Genomic DNA, 14,725 nt, shown 5'->3' with positions numbered 1-14,725 from the left:
CCCTTGTGACGCGGGCAACACCTGCCTACGCTCGCTGAGCAGAAGAGTCCACAACGTGGCCCTCGCGGGCCGCGGGACGCAGCCAGCTCGAGGAGGAGCCCATGCCCACGATGTACACCGACGCCGCCGAGGCTCTCGCCGGGGCCCTCGCCGACGGCATGACCCTGGCGGTCGGAGGGTTCGGCCTCAGCGGCATCCCCGCAGACCTCATCGACGCCGTGCGCGACTCGGGGGTGACGTCTCTGACGGTCGTCTCGAACAACATGGGCGTGGACGGCAAGGGCCTCGGCGTGCTGATCGAGGCCGGGCAGGTCGCCAAAGTGATCGCGAGCTACGTCGGCGAGAACAGGCTGTTCGCGGAGCAGTACCTCGCCGGCCGCCTCGAGGTCGAGTTCACCCCCCAGGGCACGCTCGCCGAGCGGCTGCGCGCCGGCGGCGCCGGCATCCCGGCCTTCTACACGAAGACCGGCGTGGGGACCCTCGTGGCCGAGGGCAAGCCGCACGAGACCTTCGACGGCGAGCTCTACGTCCAGGAGCGCGGCATCGTGGCCGACGTCGCCCTGGTCCATGCCCACACGGCGGACACCGCGGGCAACCTCGTCTACCGCTACACGGCGCGGAACTTCAACCCGGTCGTCGCCACGGCCGGCAGGATCACCGTCGCCGAAGCCGAGCAGATCGTGCCCGCCGGAGCGCTCGACCCGAACCACATCGTGACCCCGGGCGTGTACGTCCAGCGGCTCCTCCAGGCGACCGACCGGGTGAAGCACATCGAGCAGGTCACCACGCGCCCCCGGCCGGCCGCCGTCGTCGGCTGACCCGCGCCCATCTGAAGGTCAGCTTCTGGGAGGCACCTCGCGTGACCTCCAGAAGGTGACTCCCAGAACCTGACTTCCAGAACCTGACTTCCAGAACCTGACTTCCAGAAACTGACTCCCAGAAGGAGGGCCTCCCATGGCCTGGACCCGCGACGAGATGGCGGCCATCGCCGCCACCGAGCTCAGCGACGGCGACTACGTGAACCTCGGGATCGGCATCCCGACCCTTGTGGCCAACCACCTCCCCGACGGCGTGACCGTGCACCTGCAGAGCGAGAACGGGCTCCTCGGCATGGGCCCCTTCCCGTATGAGGGCGACGAGGACGCCGACCTCATCAACGCCGGCAAGCAGACCGTCACCGTGCTTCCGGGCGGCTCGATCTTCGACTCGGCGACGAGCTTCGGCATGATCCGCGGCGGCCACGTCAAGGTCGCGATCCTCGGCGCGATGCAGGTCGCGGGCAACGGCGACCTCGCCAACTGGCAGATTCCCGGGAAGATGGTCAAGGGCATGGGCGGGGCGATGGACCTCGTCGCGGGGACCCCGCGCGTCGTCGTCCTCACCGAGCACGTGGCCAAGGACGGCACGCCCAAGCTCGTCGCCGAGTGCACCCTGCCGCTCACCGGGGTGGGCGTCGTGGACCGGATCGTGACGGACCTCGCCGTCTTCGACGTGGTGAAGTCTGGCGCGGACGACGGCGGGCGGCGGCTCACGCTCGTGCGGCGCGCGCCCGGCGTCGGCCTCGAGGAACTGCGGCAGAAGACGGGCGCGGAGTTCGACGTCGCGCCCGAGGCGGACGATGCGGCCTCGGCGGACGAGGCGCGCGTGGAGGTGGCGCTCTGATGGCACTCAAGGACCAGTTCGGCACCGACGTCCTGCTCACCGGCTGGGGCCACACGCGCTTCGGCAAGCTCGAGGGCGAGACGCTCGAATCGCTCGTCGTGGCCGCGGCCGCCGAGGCCATCGCCAACTCCGGCCTCGAGCCGGGCCAGATCGACGAGATCTACGTGGGCAACTACAACGCCGGCATGGTGCCGCTCGCGTTCACGTCCTCGCTCGCGCTCCAGGTCTCCGATGAGCTCGCGAACGTCCCGGCCACCCGCGTCGAGAACGCCTGCGCCTCCGGCTCGGGCGCGTTCCAGCAGGGCGTCAAGGCCCTCCTGGCCGGCACGGCCCGCAACGTCCTCGTCATCGGGGCGGAGAAGATGACCTCGGCCGGTGCGGACACGGTCGGCGCCGCGCTCCTTGCGGCCGGCTACGAGTCCGCCGGGCACCCCTCGCGCACCGGCTTCACCGGCCTCTTCGCCGAGGTCGCCCGCGCCTACGAGGACCGCTACGGCGCCGTCTCCGATGTGCTCGGATCGATCGCCGCGAAGAACCACCACAACGGCATGTCCAACCCGTACGCGCAGATGCACCGCGACTTCGGCGTCGAGTTCTGCCGGACCGTGTCCGAGAAGAACCCGATGGTCGACGCCCCGCTGCGCCGCACCGACTGCTCCCCGGTGTCCGACGGCGCCGCAGCCGTCGTGCTCTCGGCCGGCCACGCGCCGTCGGGCGCCGCCACCGCGCCGGTGCGCCTGGCCGGCTTCGGCCACGCGAACGACTTCCTGCCGGCCGCCAAGCGGGACCCGCTCGAGTTCGCCGGCAGCCGCGCCGCCTGGTCCCGGGCGCTCGGCATGGCCGGGGTGGGGCTGGCGGACCTCGATCTCGCCGAGGTGCACGACTGCTTCACCATCGCCGAGCTGGTCATGTACGAGGTCATGGGCCTGGCCGAGCGGGGCAAGGGCTCCGTGGCGATCGAGGACGGCTCGGTGTACCGCGGCGGCCGACTGCCGGTGAACCTCTCGGGCGGCCTGAAGGCCAAGGGCCACCCCGTGGGCGCGACGGGCGTCTCCCAGCATGTCATCGCCGCCATGCAGCTGGCGGGGACCGCGGGGGAGATGCAGCTGCCCGGCGCACGCCGCGCCGCCGTGCACAACATGGGCGGCCTGGCGATCGCCAACTACGTCAGCGTGCTCGAGGCGGTCTGACCGCCTCCCCCGCAGGTGAGCGGGGCCGATACCGGGCCCCGCTCAGCCGCGCTCACTCGGCGCTGATGACCACCTTGAGCGCATGCTGGGAGGCGGCGTTGGCGAAGGTGTCGTAGGCGTCCAGGATCTGCCCGAACGCGAACCGGTGGGTGACGAACTTCGCGGGGTCGATCTCGCCGGCCGTGATCTTCGCGAGGAGCTCCGGCGCCGTCGTCGCATTGACGAGCCCCGTGGTGACGGTGATGTTGTTGATCCAGTCGCGGTCGAGGGGGAACTCGGCCGGCTTGCCGTGGACCCCGACGTTGGCCACGCGGCCGCCGGGCCGGATCGCATCCAGGCACGTGGTGAAGGTCGCGGGGAGGCCCACGGCCTCGATCGCGACGTCGACCCCGAGACCGTCCCGGCTCAGCCGCTTGATCTCTGCGGCGACGTCGACGCCCTCGCCGACCCGGAGCGTGTCCGTCGCGCCGAAGTTCCTGGCCTGCTCGAGCCGGTACTCGTTGCCGTCCACGGCGATGACCTTCGAGGCGCCCGCCGGGCCCGCCGTCATGATGGCGGCGAGCCCCACCGGGCCGGAGCCGACCACCGCGACCTCGTCGCCGGGGCCCACCTTGCCGTAGAGGACACCGATCTCGTACCCGGTGGGCAGGAGGTCGCTGAGCATCGCGCCCTGCTCCGCGGTGACTCCCTCAGGCAGCGGGATGAGCCCGTTGTCCGCGAAGGGCACACGCACGTACTCGGCCTGGGTGCCGTCGATGAGATGGCCGAAGATCCACCCGATGCCCCCGAGGGTGCGGCAGTGGGACGTGAGCCCGGCGGTGCAGAAGTCGCACTCCATGCACTTGCTGATGCAGGAGATGATCACACGGTCGCCGACTTTGACGCGGGTACATTCGGGGCCGGCCTCGGTGACGACCCCGACCCCTTCGTGGCCGAGGATCCGGCCGTCCGTGACCGCCGGGACATCACCCTTGAGGATGTGCAGGTCGGTCCCGCAGATCGTGGTGGTCTCCACCTTCACGATCGCGTCGGTCGGGTCCTTGAGGACGGGGTCGGGGACGTCCTCCCAGGCCTTCTGGCCCGGGCCGTGGTAGACGAGTGCCTTCATAGTGGAACCTCCTTGATGGGTTTCACGCGGAGCGCCCGAGCCACTGCGGCTCGAGGTGCCGTCGCCGTACCTGATCGGACCCGACCCAGAACTCGCGCGCGCCCCGGTAGTAGGACATGCCCCAGAGCACCTGCACGAGCACGTGCTCCCCGTTCCAGCCCAGGGCGAAGCCCTTCTCGGTGAGGGCCGGGCGGCCGTCGTCGAACGTCAGCCGCACCCACACCGGAAGGGGCCGGTGCGCGCGGACTGCCCGCTGCCGGCAGGCCTCTCCTACGGGGGCCACGACCGGGTCCGGTTCGGGCTCGCCGATCTTGTTCAGCTCACTCATGGCTGGATCATTCCTGAGGCCTCCGACATCCGGGCACGGGGACCGACCCGGCCATCTCCTGCTGCGGGCACGCCGCCGTGCGGCGCGTGCCCAGCACCACCGGCCGGGCACACGAGGCCGCGGACGTCGTCGTCCGCCCCTCTGCCCGGCGCGCTCCCTAGCTGCGGGGTCCCGACCTGGAAATGTGCCCGCGCCGCGGGCGCGGCCGGGGATCGCCGTCGAAGGCGGCGGCACCCGCGCCCGAGGGCCGCGAGCCGGGGGCCAGGAAGGCCTCGAGCGCCGCGAAGGCCTGCCCGGTCCGTTCGAACGCAGGGTGGGGCCGCTGCAGTCGCTGCAGGAGCTCCCCGTTGTGCTGGAGGCGCAGGCGTGCCTTGGTCACGGCGGTGCGCGCGGCGGGCAGGTCGCCGGGCCGGAGGGTGAGGGGCTGCAGGACCCCGCGGACGGACTGCAGGGCAAGGGCGAACGCGCGGGCGTCCTCGCGCTGGGCCGCGGCGCGGTGCTCGCGGAGCTGGCCCGCGGCCTCGGACCACAGCTCTCCTGCGGCGATGCGCGCCACCTCTGTCCAGGCCTGCTCCTCCTCGAGCCCGGCGCGGACCAAGGTGGCGTGCAGCCGGTTCCACCGGCCGGCCAGCTCCTCCTCGGTCGCCGGGCGCGGCGGAACCGTGGGGATGTGGCTCGAGGGGTGGGCGTGCAGCGCCGCTTCTGCGGTGCGGGTGCGGTAGTGTGCGAGTGCTGGGACTCTCTTCATCGTTTTCCGCTCAGCTGGCCAGCCCGTGCCAGCAGGGCTGGGACAGGGGCTGGATCGGGACGTGGTGCAACGGCCGCGGCTCGTCGGCCCCGAAGCTGTGGGGACCCGGATCACTGCGGCTCCATTCCAGAGTCCACAACGGACGCCGGATCCTTGGAGGGCCAAAAGTCCCGTGTCTTCACCGCGAGCCTGTCCCGGGCGCCGCGCGCGCCGCCCAGCACAGCCGGCCCCACGGCGGCAGTGACCTTTTCCCCTGACCCGCCTTGAGCGCACGGACCTACCATGTCCTCGGCTGCAGCAAGGACGTTGCGGCCGCGGCGAGATGGGGGGCGGCATGGAGCGCCGTGAGTCCCACACCGGCGACAGGAGCCCAGCAGGCGGGGCCGTCCGCGTGTTCATCCTCGATCGCCATGAGGTGGTCCGCCTCGGCCTGCGGGGCCTGCTCGAGGGCGCCGGGATGACGGTGGTCGGGGAAGCGGGATCGGTCCGCGACAGTCTCGCCCAGGTCCCGCAGCTGGAGCCGCATGTCGCGGTCCTCGGGACGCAGCTGGCGGACGGGATCGGCATCGAGGTGTGCCGCCGCCTCCGGTCCGCGGCCCCGGGCGTCCAGTGCATCATCCTCAACGACGCCCATGACGACCAGGCCGTCCTCGAAGCGGTGCTCGCGGGGGCGGCGGGATACTTCCCGAAGGACACGCCGGCCGCCACGCTCGTGGAGGCGATCGGCCGCGCGGCGGCGGGGGAGACGCTCTTCGGGCCCGGGGCGGAGGCGCGCGCGAAGGCCCGGCTCTCATCAGCCGAACCCAAGGATCCCCTCGTAGAGTCGCTGACCCCGCAGGAGCACAGGGTGCTGGACCTCATCGCCGAGGGGCTGACCAACCGGCAGATTGCCCGCGAGCTCGACCTCGCGGAGAAGACGGCGAAGAACTACGTCTCCTCGGTCCTCACCAAGCTCGGGCTCAGGCACCGGACCCAGGCCGCGCTGCATGTCGCCACCCGGAACGAGGACGGCCGGAACGGGGACGGCCGGAACGGGGACGGCCACCCTGGGGGGCCCTCGCGCGGGCGCTGAGCCACCGCTGGGACCTTTTCCCCTGTGGACCCTGGGCGCCGGGCAGCGATGCTGGATGGACGCCCGCACGTGCACGAGGAGAACCAATATGCCGCACTACGAGCTCACGTTCATCAATCCTGCCTCCCGCAGGTCGCACCCCCTCCAGTTCCGGGCAGCGTCGCCTGAGTCCGCCCGCATCCTTGCCTCGCAGCTGATTGACCATCAGCTCCGGGGCGGCCGGGTCGCCGAAGCTGTGCTCTCGGCGGCGGGCACCGCGGCCGAGTCGCTGCGGTGGAGGGACGGCGTCTGGGAGACGGACGCCGGGGCACCTGACCAGCCGGGCGCCGAAGGAGGGGAGCGCCCATGACGGTCTCGCCCCTGACCCCGCGCGGCCGGCGCGGCCTCCTGGCCCGCTGGGAGAGCGTCCGCACCCTGCTGGTCCTCGAGGGCGCGCCGGACGAGCGCGCCCGCACCGAGGCCGCGTGCCTCGGGGCGCTCGAGGCCTGGGACCTGATCAACCTGCGTCGCCGCCACGAGCGGGACCGGGGCAACGGAAGCGAGGCGAAGATGCTCGAGGCGGCGCTGCGGCCGCTGCAGAGCGTCGTGGTGGGCCTCCTGCGCCATCCCGGGGACACCGAGACGGCCCGCTCCGTGATCCGTGCCGCGCAGCGCCGCTTCGAGCAGGATGCGGGCCTCGGCCCGGTCCAGCGCGCTGCCGGCGCCCGCGTGGCCTACGAGGCGTTCAGCTCGCTCGATGCCCTGCTCACCTCCGGGATGCGCAGGGCCGGCTGAGCCGGGCGCGGGTCGCGCCGGCTTCAGCGTCTCCGGAAGGGCCGGCTGAGACGCTCAGTCCACGAATGCCGTCTGCGGCAGCTCGGGATGGATGCGCCGGACGAGCTCGGCGGCGACGGTGTGCAGCTTGACGTTGCGGTTGTTCGACGCCCTGCGCAGGACATCGAAGGCCTCGTCTGCCGAGCATCGGCTCTGGGCCATGATCACCCCGATCGCCACGTCGATCACCGTCCGGTTCTGCATGGCGTGGGCCCGGTGTTCGGCGAGGTCCGTCTCATCCGCGAGCCGCACCGCCATCCGCAGCGCCCACGACGCCTCATTGCGCACGCGGCCCAGCAGGGCGAGAGCAGCGCGCCGCGTCCCTGGGTCCGCAGGCGGAGTGCCGACGAGGACCAGCGCCGCCGTGGCGGAGGGCCCGGCGGGCACGGGCACCACGAGCAGGCCCGCGTCGACGCCCCAGGCGGTCCCCGACGCCCAGGCGTCGGGCAGCCGCTCCTCGGACGCCGAGCGCGAATGCTCGAGCGCGGAGGCGAGGTACACGTCGTCGTCCGCGAGGCGCTCCTGGGTGAGCCGGACGAGCGAGGGGGCCGCCCCCGCCGTCAGCACTGGCCGGTTGCGGCGGTAGACGGCCAGTGCGGTGTCAGGCTGGCCCAGCGGGGCGAGGCGGCGGCCCGTGCGGTCGGCCAGGGCGGAGAGGAACGCGTCGAGCCCGGAGTACGCCAGCAGCAGGTGGATCAGATCGTGCGTGGCGGGATATAGCTCGGGCCGGGCGGCCATCGGTGCGCTCCTTCGGGGGCACGGCCGCCGCGGGAGCGTAGGCCGTGTGGACTGAAGTCGGCCCTTTTCCTGAGCACGGGCGGCGCTCGGCGCAGCCCCGTCGATCATCTTTGACGAAAGTCCGCGAACCGGTCAAATCTCGAGGCCCCCCGGGGCCCGCCACGAACGCCTCGATCCACCACGGAAGAGGGGACACCCGGGGCCGGCGTCCACTATGCGGGCTGTCTTTGGCGTCCCGGCGGCCCGGGAGCTACGGTGGGCGCATGTTCAAGCGTTGGTATGCGTATTTTGCGTTGGCTCTGGAGGGCCAAGCGTAGAGTTTCGCGTACCGACTTCCAGAGCCAACAGGGCAGGGACCTCACGGTCCTTGCCCTTTGCCATATCAACGGCAGGCTCTGGACCCCGCGGGGCCTGCAGATGAAGGACAGGACCCCATGAATCCCCAGCCCGCCGCCCCGACCGCCAGCTCCGCCGCGGCCACCTCCTCCACCGGCAACCTCCGTGTCGCCGAGTTCACCGCGCTCCCGTCCCCCGAGGAGATCCTCGGCGAGCTGCCCCTCTCGGACGGCGCCGCCCGGACCGTGGCCCGCGCCCGCGACGAGGTGCGCGCCATCATGGACGGGCTGGACGACAGGCTCCTCGTGATCGTGGGGCCCTGCTCCATCCACGACCCCGAGGCGGGCCTCGACTACGCGCGGCGACTGGCCGGCGTCGCCCGCGGACACCGCGAGGACCTGCTCGTGGTGATGCGGACGTACTTCGAGAAGCCGCGCACCACCGTGGGCTGGAAGGGGCTCATCAACGACCCCCACCTGGACGGCAGCCACGACATCCCCGGCGGGCTGCGCACCGCGCGGCGCTTCCTCCTCGACGTCCTCGCGCTCGGGCTCCCCACGGCCACCGAATTCCTTGAGCCCATCAGCCCGCAGTACACCGCGGACGCGATCGTCTGGGGCGCGATCGGCGCCCGCACCACGGAGAGCCAGATCCACCGCCAGCTCGTCTCCGGCCTCTCGATGCCGGTCGGCTTCAAGAACGGCACCGACGGCGGGCTCGGGGTCGCCGTCGACGCGTGCGGGGCCGCGGCCGCCGCGCAGGCCTTCCTCGGGATTGACGACGCCGGCCGGGCCGCCCTCGTGGAGACCGCCGGCAATCCCGACACCCACCTCATCCTCCGCGGGGGATCCGCGGGGCCGAACTACGGCGCCGAGCACGTCGCCGCGGCCTCTGCCCGGATGGCGGGCAAGGGCCTCAACCCGCGCCTCATCGTGGACGCAAGCCATGCCAACAGCGGCAAGGACCACCACCGCCAGGCCGAGGTGGCCCTCGAGATCGGCGCGGAGCTCGCCGCGGGCGCCGAAGCGGCCGGTGCGGTGGCCGGCGTCATGCTCGAGAGCTTCCTCGTGGGCGGGGCCCAGCCGCTCGACGTGGCCGAGTTCGCTGCCGGCCGTGCGCAGCTCGTCTACGGGCAGAGCGTGACCGACAAGTGCATGGAGTGGGGCGTCACCGAGCAGGTCCTCGATCAGCTCGCGGGAGCCGTTCGGGCCCGCCGCGTTCCCAAGGGCCACTCCAGCAACTAGAGTTGTTTGTATGTCTGATTTCTCCTCGTCGCGGTTCCTCACAGTCGCTGAGGTCGCGGAGATGATGCGGGTGTCGAAGATGACGGTCTACCGTCTGGTGCACTCGGGGGAGATGCCTGCCGTGCGCTTCGGCCGCTCCTACCGGGTTCCGGAGGCCGCGGTCGAGCAGTACCTGAAGAACTCGGTCGTGGACGGCAGGACCGAGTCGGCCTGACGCGTACGGTATCCTGTTCAGGAACGTTTTACGTCACGTCACCAGCAGTTGGTTGAACGGCGCCCCTGTGCGCGACCCGGCCAGCAGCCCGGGGCACCAACTACCGGTAAGGAACTTTTCATGGGTTCGGTTATCAAGAAGCGCCGCAAGCGCATGGCCAAGAAGAAGCACCGCAAGCTGCTTCGCAAGACTCGTCACCAGCGCCGCAACAAGAAGTAGGCGCCCGCCCCTGAGGGGCGATGGTGGGTGAGGCCCGTTCCCTTCGTGGGAGCGGGCCTCACGTGCGTCCGGGCACCTTCCTTCCCGCGGGGTGACTTCGCGGGAGAGGGGGCAGCCGGGTACGGCTACCGGCGGAAGCGGGCGTAGCCGCGCCACAGCCCGTACAGCGCGCCGCCGACGGTGGCGGCCTTGAGCCCGAGCGTCGCGGCCCGGCGCCCGGCGCGGAAGTCGTAGATGGGCCAGTTGTGCGCATGCGCGTGCGCGCGCAGGCGCGCATCGGGATTGATGGCCACGGGGTGCCCCACGAGGGTCAGCAGCGGGATGTCGTTGTGCGAATCCGAGTAGGCCCAGCAGCGGTCGAGGTCGAGGCCCTCCCGCTCGGCGAGCTCTGCGGCGGCGGTCGCCTTGGCCTTCCCGTGCAGGATCTCGCCCACGAGCCGGCCGGTGTAGGCGCCGTCCTCGATCTCGCCCACCGTCCCGAGCGCGCCGGTGAGCCCCAGGCGGTCGGCGATGACGGAGGCGACCTCGATCGGCGTGGCCGTCACGAGCCACACCCGCCGGCCCACGCGCAGGTGCTGCTCGGCGAGGGCCTTGGTGCCGGGCCAGATGCGTGACTCGATGAATTCGTCGTAGACCTCGTGGCCGATCGTCTCGACGTCTACCGCGAGGATCCCGGCTCCGAGCGCGAGGGCCGAGGCCTCGATCGAGCGGACGTCCTCGAGGCTCTCGCCGCGGAACAGGAACGCCACGTGCTTCCAGGCGAAGCCGGCCGCGTCGCGGAGGGTGAAGGCGCCGCGTTCGTACATCTTGTGCGCCACGTGGAAGAGGCTGGCCCCCTTCATGAGGGTGTTGTCCACGTCGAAGAAGGCTGCCTCGCCCGGGCGCCCGAGGGGCGCGGGGCGCACTGGATCCAGCGCCTTCTTCACTGCGGGCATGGTCCGAGTCTAGCGATTCGCGGCTCCGCCACCGTCGCGCGCTACCGTGGAGGCATGCGCATCCCCGAGATCGTCCTCGTGACGAAGAGCCAGTGCCACCTCTGCGAGGCGGCGCGGGACGTGGTCGGACGGGTGGCGTCGGACGCCGGCCTCGGCTGGGAAGAGCGCAGCATCGATGACGACCCGGCCCTGCACGACCGCTTCGCCGAGGAGGTGCCCGTGGTGCTCGTCGACGGGGTCCAGCGCGACTTCTGGCGGATCAACGAGGCCCGCCTGCGCCGGACCGTCGAGGCGGCCCGCCGGGGCTGAGTCCCAGCGCCCGGCCCGGCGCCCCGCAGCCCTTTTGGCGGCCGCCCCGCCCCGGTCCTAGAGTGAATGGGGCCGCCCAGACGGCGGCGACCGAGCGTATCGCGCGACAGGCGCAAGGCCCGCGAGGGAATGAGGTGGCAGTGGCAGGACGGTCCCAGTCGGGGAGCCGAGGCGCCGCGCCCGCGCCCGACGGGAAGCAGCTTCCGCCCGCGGTCGTCTCCCGCCTGACCGTCTATCTGCGCGCGCTGAACTCCTTCCTGGCGGACGGCGTGGACCGGGTCTCCTCGGACGCACTCGCCGAGGCGTCCGGCGTCAGCTCCGCGACGCTGCGCAAGGACCTCTCCCAGCTCGGCTCCTACGGCACGCGCGGCGTGGGGTACGAGGTCGAGAACCTCCGCCAGCACCTCTCCGTGGCGCTCGGCCTGACGCGCGACTGGCGGGTCGCGATCGTGGGCGCCGGCAACCTCGGCCGTGCCCTGGCCCGCTACGGCGGCTTCGGCACCCGCGGCTTCGACGTCGTCGCGCTGCTCGACACGGACCCGCAGATCATCGGCAACGAGATCGGCTGGCTCCGGATCTCCGACGCGGCCAACCTCGAGGCCGTCTTCCAGCGCACCCGCGCGAACATGGCGGTCCTCGCCCTCCCGGCGTCCGTGGCCCAGGCCGTGTGCGACCGCGTCGTCGCGGCGGGCGTCCGCAGCATCCTCAGCTTCGCGCCGACGATCCTCCAGGTCCCGCCGGGCGTGACGCTGCGGAAGGTGGACATGGCCACCGAGCTCCAGATCCTCGCCTACCACGCCCAGCGCGGGGAGGCCGGAGGGGAGACGGGGGCCTCTTCGGACCCCGACCCGACGTACGACGCCGCCCCCCACTCGGGCGGGCAGCCCGCCTGAGGCGGGGGCCGGCGTCGTGCGCCGACTCCCGCGGGGCGTCAGGAAGCGGGGGCGCCGGCACGCCGGGGCGCCCCGTGCTCAGCGCAGGTAGCCGCCGCCGAGCTTGGCCGCACGGCGCGCGGCGATGTACTGGCTCGAGGGGCGCAGCCACGTGAGCACCGCCGCGGCGATGTACAGGGCCGCCGAGAGGAACCCGAGCACGTACACGAAGGCCGGCAGGGGGAAGGTGCGCGCGGTCGGGAGCGCCGTGGCGATGGCGAAGTTGACCACGTAGCCGAGGAGCGAGAGGCCCGCGAACACGGTCAGCAGGATGCGCACCCAGTTCATGCCGGCCCGGATCCCGAGCGCGAGCAGCACGGTGACCGCGACCCCGATGAGCGCGGAGATCCACAGCACGGGGGTCATGATGGCCGTGAACTGGCTGGCGAAGGCGACCGCGCTGGCCCGGTTGGCCCGCGTCGTGGACTGCATGAGGGCGGTGTGCATGTAGGTGCCCATCCAGTCGACGATCGCCGGGATCCCCGCGAGCGGTGCGACGGAGCTCGCGATGAGGAACCAGACCGCGAGCATGATGGTCAGCGGGCGGCCGATGCCGACGGCGGGCATCCCGGGGAAGGATCCGCTGGGCAGCTGGCTCGGCCAAGGACCCTGGTACGAGCCCTGCGGCGGGGGAGGGCCGTAGTCCGGCGCTCCGTGCGGAGGGGGCCCCGGCTGGTACGCCGGGGGGCCGGACTGGTACGGGGGCGGCGTGGGCTGCTGGCTCATGGCGTCACTGTCCGTAGGGGTTGCCGAAGGTGGGTCCCTTCGGGGTGGTGTAGGGATTGGCGAACTGGTTCTGTGCGGCGAGGAAGGCCGTCACCGCAGGCCGGAACAGGAGAACGACCGAGGCGACCGCGAGGCCGATGGTGATGAGGGAGAAGACGCCGCCCGCGAGGAACGCGCCGAGGGTGAGGCAGAGGAAGACGGTCCCGAGGATCCGCGCCCAGCGCCGGCCCCGCATCAGGAACACCCCGCAGAGCACGAGCACGGCGGCGTTGACCACGACCCCTGCCATGGCGAGCCACACGAAGGTGCTGATGATCTGGCGGAACTGCTCGAAGGTGATGCCCGACGACGCGCCGCCGGCGTCGTCGAAGAGGTTCCGGAGCGCGGACGTGGGCGTGTTCAGTGTGACGAACGTGGCGAAGAAGCCGATGACGACCTCGGCGGCCGCCGTGATGAAGATCAGCAGGGACGCCCGGCGGACCGCCGTGCGCTGGGCCTCGGGGCTCGGCGCGCCGAAGCCCGGGGCGCCGTAGCCGGGGGCGGCGGGCTGCTGCCACGGCTGGCCGTAGCCGCCCTGCTGGCCGTAGCCGGGCTGCTGCCCGTACGCAGGGGGCTGCTGCCCGTACGCAGGGGGCTGCTGCTGTCCGTAGCCGGGCTGCTGCCCGTAGGCGGGCGGCTGCTGCTGTCCGTAGGCGGGGGGCTGCTGCCCCTCCCCGAACCCGGGGGCGTACTGCCCGTACCGGGGGGCGGGCCTGGCGGCCGGGCCTCCCTGGTCGCCGGGCCCCGCCTGTCCTGGCCCGGCCTGCTCGGGCCCGGGCTTCTGATCCCCGTGGTGCTGCTCGGCGCCGTTCGGGGGGACAGGGGGCGTGCTCATGCGGGTCCAATCGTTGAAGGTGGCCCGACGGGGGAGCGTCCACGCGCCCCCGCCGCGTTGACCCCACTGTATCGCCAGAGGGCACCGGCCCGGCACCCCTCCTGTCGCCAGTGAGGGCGTGCCGCGCGCGGCGGACGCACTGCGCCTCCGGCCCGCGTCGGGCCGGCGGTCAGTGGGCCGGTTCGTCCACCGTTGCCGCCGCGATGACGGCAAGGCTTTCTGCGATGCTCAACAGTGCCGTAGTGCGGGCCTGTTCGAGGCATCCTGCGATTTCGGCGGAGCTGGTGCCCTCCCTCTGGGACGCTTCGAAGAAGGCAAAGGCCAGTTCGAGCGGCTCGTGTGCCATGGTCGGGTTCCCTTCATCTGCGTCAGCGAACCCCCCGGGGTTCCTCATTCCGGGGTACCCACGTCAGCTACCCACCGTCGCGAGTCTCAACCGTCCGCCGCGCAGATCGTCCCGCGCGGGCCGACCTACCCGCGACCGCCTAGGGGAAGATCCGCAGGGAGGTGTCCCAATTGAAGTTCTCATGGGCCGGGCTCACCTGGAGGCCGAAGACGAGGAGCATGAAGGCCTCCAGCTCACGCGATCGGCGCAGGGGCCCCGCATCGATCGGCCGCATCCCGGACTTGGCGACCAGGGCGCTCACCTTCTCCTTGGCCGTCTCGGAATCGCCCGCAATGAAGACATCCAGATGCTGGCCTCCCACCGAGCCGGACTCCAAGGTCGAGGCGAAGACCGTGTTGAAGGCCTTGACCACCTCCGCCCGGCCCCGGACCATCACGGCGACCTCCTCGGCCGACGACGTTCCCGCCGGCGTGAGCAGCCGGTCGAAGGTCGAGACGTCCACGGGGTTCGCGATATCCACGACGACGCGCCCGTCCACCCCGTCGCCGAGCTCGCGCACCACGTTCGCGACTTCCCTGTACGGGACGGCCAGGACCACGAGGCCCCCCTCGACCGGGGCGCCGATGATTCCGCCGCTGGCGCCCGCCCCCAGGGACTCAACGAGGTCGCGGGTCTGGCTGCCATCCCGGCCCAGGATCTGGACTGCGCGGCCGGCGCGCAGAGCCATCTGCGCCAGCCCCCGTGCCATCCGTCCGCTGCCGATGATCGTGACCTCAGCGCTCACGTCTGCCTCCTCGATCGCTGGCCTGATGGCACCGAGGGTAGGTCTGCGCCCGCGCAGCAGGTAGGGCCTTAGGCCACTCGCACGGCGCTCGCAGGTCCGGCGCCGCAGCAGGGGCCCGTCAGGCCCTTCGACTCTGGCCCGCCCCCG

The 14,725-nt window shown here is 72.1% G+C and carries 20 protein-coding genes; 11 read left to right on the top strand and 9 right to left on the bottom strand.

Annotated elements, in window-relative coordinates:
* Positions 1–101 precede the first annotated feature (101 nt).
* The 3 genes from SA2016_RS16210 to SA2016_RS16200 all read left to right on the top strand — a co-directional run bounded on the left by SA2016_RS16210 (position 102) and on the right by SA2016_RS16200 (position 2,852).
* Positions 102–818 carry a CoA transferase subunit A gene (locus SA2016_RS16210; RefSeq protein WP_066500055.1) on the top strand — a complete coding sequence of 239 codons (717 nt, stop codon included), beginning with the start codon at positions 102–104 and terminating at the stop codon, positions 816–818.
* A 136-nt stretch (positions 819–954) separates the two neighbouring features.
* Positions 955–1,662: a CoA transferase subunit B gene (locus tag SA2016_RS16205; protein WP_066500053.1), complete on the top strand. Its 708-nt coding sequence runs from the start codon at positions 955–957 to the stop codon at positions 1,660–1,662.
* Complete coding sequence (locus SA2016_RS16200) at positions 1,662–2,852, top strand: acetyl-CoA acetyltransferase (RefSeq protein WP_066500051.1); 1,191 nt, start codon at positions 1,662–1,664, stop codon at positions 2,850–2,852. Before SA2016_RS16205 ends, SA2016_RS16200 begins: the two co-directional genes overlap by 1 nt.
* A 52-nt stretch (positions 2,853–2,904) precedes the next feature.
* Here the strand turns inward: SA2016_RS16200 and SA2016_RS16195 are convergent, their stop codons facing one another.
* The 3 genes from SA2016_RS16195 to SA2016_RS16185 form a co-directional block, all read right to left on the bottom strand.
* Entirely contained in the window at positions 2,905–3,960 is a 1,056-nt protein-coding gene (locus SA2016_RS16195) for a zinc-dependent alcohol dehydrogenase family protein (RefSeq protein ID WP_066500050.1), read from the bottom strand.
* Between the two features lie 22 nt (positions 3,961–3,982).
* Positions 3,983–4,288 (bottom strand): hypothetical protein, encoded by a 306-nt coding sequence (locus SA2016_RS16190; protein WP_066500047.1) that lies wholly within the window; start codon positions 4,286–4,288, stop codon positions 3,983–3,985.
* A gap of 157 nt (positions 4,289–4,445) precedes the next feature.
* Positions 4,446–5,036, bottom strand: coding sequence for a hypothetical protein (locus SA2016_RS16185; RefSeq protein ID WP_066500045.1), 591 nt, complete (start codon positions 5,034–5,036; stop codon positions 4,446–4,448).
* 334 nt (positions 5,037–5,370) lie between these two features.
* Here SA2016_RS16185 and SA2016_RS16180 point away from each other — a divergent pair, with 334 nt between their 5' ends.
* From SA2016_RS16180 to SA2016_RS16170, 3 genes are all read left to right on the top strand, one after another.
* Positions 5,371–6,108, top strand: a complete 738-nt coding sequence (locus SA2016_RS16180) for a LuxR C-terminal-related transcriptional regulator (RefSeq protein WP_066502716.1) — start codon at positions 5,371–5,373, stop codon at positions 6,106–6,108.
* A gap of 88 nt (positions 6,109–6,196) precedes the next feature.
* Positions 6,197–6,457, top strand: coding sequence for a hypothetical protein (locus SA2016_RS16175; RefSeq protein ID WP_066500042.1), 261 nt, complete (start codon positions 6,197–6,199; stop codon positions 6,455–6,457).
* The gene (locus tag SA2016_RS16170; protein WP_066500040.1) at positions 6,454–6,882 is read left to right on the top strand and encodes a hypothetical protein; all 429 of its coding nucleotides are present in this window, start codon (positions 6,454–6,456) and stop codon (positions 6,880–6,882) included. The genes SA2016_RS16175 and SA2016_RS16170 overlap by 4 nt, the downstream gene beginning before the upstream one ends.
* A gap of 54 nt (positions 6,883–6,936) precedes the next feature.
* On the opposite strand, the gene SA2016_RS16165 is transcribed toward SA2016_RS16170, so the two are convergent.
* Positions 6,937–7,659: an ANTAR domain-containing protein gene (locus SA2016_RS16165; RefSeq protein WP_066500037.1), complete on the bottom strand. Its 723-nt coding sequence runs from the start codon at positions 7,657–7,659 to the stop codon at positions 6,937–6,939.
* A gap of 434 nt (positions 7,660–8,093) precedes the next feature.
* Between SA2016_RS16165 and SA2016_RS16160 the strand changes: the two genes are divergently transcribed.
* The 3 genes from SA2016_RS16160 (at position 8,094) to SA2016_RS21025 (ending at position 9,672) form a co-directional block, all read left to right on the top strand.
* Positions 8,094–9,239, top strand: a complete 1,146-nt coding sequence (locus tag SA2016_RS16160) for a 3-deoxy-7-phosphoheptulonate synthase (protein ID WP_066500034.1) — start codon at positions 8,094–8,096, stop codon at positions 9,237–9,239.
* Positions 9,240–9,249: 10 nt separating this feature from the next.
* Positions 9,250–9,453, top strand: a complete 204-nt coding sequence (locus SA2016_RS16155) for a helix-turn-helix domain-containing protein (protein ID WP_066500031.1) — start codon at positions 9,250–9,252, stop codon at positions 9,451–9,453.
* Between the two features lie 120 nt (positions 9,454–9,573).
* Positions 9,574–9,672, top strand: a complete 99-nt coding sequence (locus tag SA2016_RS21025) for a 30S ribosomal protein bS22 (protein ID WP_003792170.1) — start codon at positions 9,574–9,576, stop codon at positions 9,670–9,672.
* A 125-nt stretch (positions 9,673–9,797) separates the two neighbouring features.
* Here SA2016_RS21025 and SA2016_RS16150 read toward each other — a convergent pair whose 3' ends face one another.
* Positions 9,798–10,607 carry an HAD family hydrolase gene (locus tag SA2016_RS16150; protein WP_066500029.1) on the bottom strand — a complete coding sequence of 270 codons (810 nt, stop codon included), beginning with the start codon at positions 10,605–10,607 and terminating at the stop codon, positions 9,798–9,800.
* A 54-nt stretch (positions 10,608–10,661) separates the two neighbouring features.
* Here SA2016_RS16150 and SA2016_RS16145 point away from each other — a divergent pair, with 54 nt between their 5' ends.
* Positions 10,662–10,916 (top strand): glutaredoxin family protein, encoded by a 255-nt coding sequence (locus SA2016_RS16145; protein WP_066500020.1) that lies wholly within the window; start codon positions 10,662–10,664, stop codon positions 10,914–10,916.
* A 140-nt stretch (positions 10,917–11,056) separates the two neighbouring features.
* Positions 11,057–11,809 carry a redox-sensing transcriptional repressor Rex gene (locus SA2016_RS16140; RefSeq protein ID WP_174835349.1) on the top strand — a complete coding sequence of 251 codons (753 nt, stop codon included), beginning with the start codon at positions 11,057–11,059 and terminating at the stop codon, positions 11,807–11,809.
* Positions 11,810–11,887: 78 nt separating this feature from the next.
* On the opposite strand, the gene SA2016_RS16135 is transcribed toward SA2016_RS16140, so the two are convergent.
* The 4 genes from SA2016_RS16135 to SA2016_RS16125 form a co-directional block, all read right to left on the bottom strand.
* Positions 11,888–12,574 (bottom strand): hypothetical protein, encoded by a 687-nt coding sequence (locus tag SA2016_RS16135; protein ID WP_141305426.1) that lies wholly within the window; start codon positions 12,572–12,574, stop codon positions 11,888–11,890.
* A 4-nt stretch (positions 12,575–12,578) separates the two neighbouring features.
* On the bottom strand, positions 12,579–13,448 hold the full coding sequence (locus tag SA2016_RS21930) for a hypothetical protein (protein WP_066500015.1): 870 nt from the start codon (positions 13,446–13,448) through the stop codon (positions 12,579–12,581).
* A 169-nt stretch (positions 13,449–13,617) separates the two neighbouring features.
* Complete coding sequence (locus SA2016_RS21535) at positions 13,618–13,794, bottom strand: hypothetical protein (protein ID WP_157089140.1); 177 nt, start codon at positions 13,792–13,794, stop codon at positions 13,618–13,620.
* A 139-nt stretch (positions 13,795–13,933) separates the two neighbouring features.
* The gene (locus SA2016_RS16125) at positions 13,934–14,578 is read right to left on the bottom strand and encodes an NADPH-dependent F420 reductase (protein ID WP_218030570.1); all 645 of its coding nucleotides are present in this window, start codon (positions 14,576–14,578) and stop codon (positions 13,934–13,936) included.
* Positions 14,579–14,725 lie beyond the last annotated feature (147 nt).

Origin of the sequence: Sinomonas atrocyanea (genome assembly GCF_001577305.1) — a bacterium.
Lineage (GTDB): Bacteria > Actinomycetota > Actinomycetes > Actinomycetales > Micrococcaceae > Sinomonas > Sinomonas atrocyanea.
This window is presented reverse-complemented; position numbering and strand designations above follow the sequence as displayed.

What these genes read in the sequence shown, in the direction of transcription:
- SA2016_RS16200 (WP_066500051.1), top strand. Translation starts at nt 1,662, where the DNA reads ATGGCACTCAAGGACCAGTTCGGCACCGACGTCCTGCTCACCGGCTGG.
- SA2016_RS16170 (WP_066500040.1), top strand. Translation starts at nt 6,454, where the DNA reads ATGACGGTCTCGCCCCTGACCCCGCGCGGCCGGCGCGGCCTCCTGGCC.
- SA2016_RS16150 (WP_066500029.1), bottom strand. Translation starts at nt 10,607, where the DNA reads ATGCCCGCAGTGAAGAAGGCGCTGGATCCAGTGCGCCCCGCGCCCCTC.
- SA2016_RS16190 (WP_066500047.1), bottom strand. Translation starts at nt 4,288, where the DNA reads ATGAGTGAGCTGAACAAGATCGGCGAGCCCGAACCGGACCCGGTCGTG.
- SA2016_RS16165 (WP_066500037.1), bottom strand. Translation starts at nt 7,659, where the DNA reads ATGGCCGCCCGGCCCGAGCTATATCCCGCCACGCACGATCTGATCCAC.
- SA2016_RS21025 (WP_003792170.1), top strand. Translation starts at nt 9,574, where the DNA reads ATGGGTTCGGTTATCAAGAAGCGCCGCAAGCGCATGGCCAAGAAGAAG.
- SA2016_RS16185 (WP_066500045.1), bottom strand. Translation starts at nt 5,036, where the DNA reads ATGAAGAGAGTCCCAGCACTCGCACACTACCGCACCCGCACCGCAGAA.
- SA2016_RS16210 (WP_066500055.1), top strand. Translation starts at nt 102, where the DNA reads ATGCCCACGATGTACACCGACGCCGCCGAGGCTCTCGCCGGGGCCCTC.
- SA2016_RS16205 (WP_066500053.1), top strand. Translation starts at nt 955, where the DNA reads ATGGCCTGGACCCGCGACGAGATGGCGGCCATCGCCGCCACCGAGCTC.
- SA2016_RS21535 (WP_157089140.1), bottom strand. Translation starts at nt 13,794, where the DNA reads ATGGCACACGAGCCGCTCGAACTGGCCTTTGCCTTCTTCGAAGCGTCC.
- SA2016_RS21930 (WP_066500015.1), bottom strand. Translation starts at nt 13,448, where the DNA reads ATGAGCACGCCCCCTGTCCCCCCGAACGGCGCCGAGCAGCACCACGGG.
- SA2016_RS16175 (WP_066500042.1), top strand. Translation starts at nt 6,197, where the DNA reads ATGCCGCACTACGAGCTCACGTTCATCAATCCTGCCTCCCGCAGGTCG.
- SA2016_RS16155 (WP_066500031.1), top strand. Translation starts at nt 9,250, where the DNA reads ATGTCTGATTTCTCCTCGTCGCGGTTCCTCACAGTCGCTGAGGTCGCG.
- SA2016_RS16135 (WP_141305426.1), bottom strand. Translation starts at nt 12,574, where the DNA reads ATGAGCCAGCAGCCCACGCCGCCCCCGTACCAGTCCGGCCCCCCGGCG.
- SA2016_RS16145 (WP_066500020.1), top strand. Translation starts at nt 10,662, where the DNA reads ATGCGCATCCCCGAGATCGTCCTCGTGACGAAGAGCCAGTGCCACCTC.
- SA2016_RS16160 (WP_066500034.1), top strand. Translation starts at nt 8,094, where the DNA reads ATGAATCCCCAGCCCGCCGCCCCGACCGCCAGCTCCGCCGCGGCCACC.
- SA2016_RS16195 (WP_066500050.1), bottom strand. Translation starts at nt 3,960, where the DNA reads ATGAAGGCACTCGTCTACCACGGCCCGGGCCAGAAGGCCTGGGAGGAC.
- SA2016_RS16180 (WP_066502716.1), top strand. Translation starts at nt 5,371, where the DNA reads ATGGAGCGCCGTGAGTCCCACACCGGCGACAGGAGCCCAGCAGGCGGG.